Source organism: Vibrio olivae (assembly GCF_042428525.1).
Classification (GTDB): domain Bacteria; phylum Pseudomonadota; class Gammaproteobacteria; order Enterobacterales; family Vibrionaceae; genus Vibrio; species Vibrio olivae.
This window is the reverse complement of record NZ_JBHMEP010000051.1, coordinates 1-1044: the sequence shown is the minus strand read 5'-3', so window position 1 is coordinate 1044 and position 1044 is coordinate 1. Positions and strand designations below refer to the sequence as shown.

The 1044-nt window shown below is 36.8% G+C and carries 1 protein-coding gene; it reads right to left on the bottom strand.

The annotated features are described in order from the left end of the window. Positions 1-48 precede the first annotated feature (48 nt). Positions 49-1044, bottom strand: a 996-nt coding sequence (locus ACFFUV_RS23410; RefSeq protein WP_390198336.1) for a hypothetical protein, incomplete at its 5' end; no start/stop codon positions are given.

Genomic DNA, 1044 nt, shown 5'->3' with positions numbered 1-1044 from the left:
AAATCTGATAGTGATTGCCATAGCTCTCAAATGTTAGTTGATATCTGTTTAATCCCATCCTAATTGTCTCGCAACACCCTCCATCTCGCTATATGCGATCCTATGACATCCAGCAACCAATATATCATTCTTATAGCTATTGATCTTCCATTTGTGACCGGTTGTATCCAATACCATATCGTGTTGGAATTTACTGCCATTATGGAAGAACTTTATCAATTTCCAAAGTCTCTCAGCCTCAGCTCGTCCTATCTTGATATTCTTACTAGTCTCAATTATGCCATTCTTGATGCGAAGCCATACGTTAGGCTGGTCATCCTCCAAATAATAATGTAGATATAATTCCAGAATCTTGCCAGACTTCCACATCTCGATCTGTTCTTCAAATTTTTTCTTGCGATCTTCTTTTTCTTTTCTTCTTTTTTCAAAAATTAAAGCCTCTTTTTTCGCCTGACTGTCTTCCCATCTCTGACATCTGGCCACATACTCAGCCCACGTTCCTTCACCACAAATCTCATCTACTATCACATTGGTCGTTCCTAAAGTTTCTAACGCTTGATGATTTAGCAATACCTCAAACACACGCTTTAACTCATGGACATATTCACTTTTAATCTTATCCGATTCATAAGATAACTCATGTTTAGTTCCGATCCAGGTGTTTGCACTCTTTTTAAGAAGGCTCTTGGGAGTACCCATATTAAAGAACTCAATATAATCCATTAGATTTCTAAATACTCCCCAAACATCCCTATAAGACAGGCTTGTTCTAACCTTCTTGTATTTCTCGATAACCTCTTTGATAAGCTCCAATTGACTGGTGATAAAAGCCATGCTGCCATCATCAGACATATTATATCCAACAGAAAATACCTTTGAACCAGTTGGTATTGCACTACGAACACAATGTTGATGTTTACAGGTAAAAGAAGAATAATACTTATCGTTAAGCAAATACGCCTTTTCACCACACTTATTTCTTACGATTCTTCCAACCTCAAAATGATAACCATAAGAATAAATACTTCTACCTTCAAAGAAAAG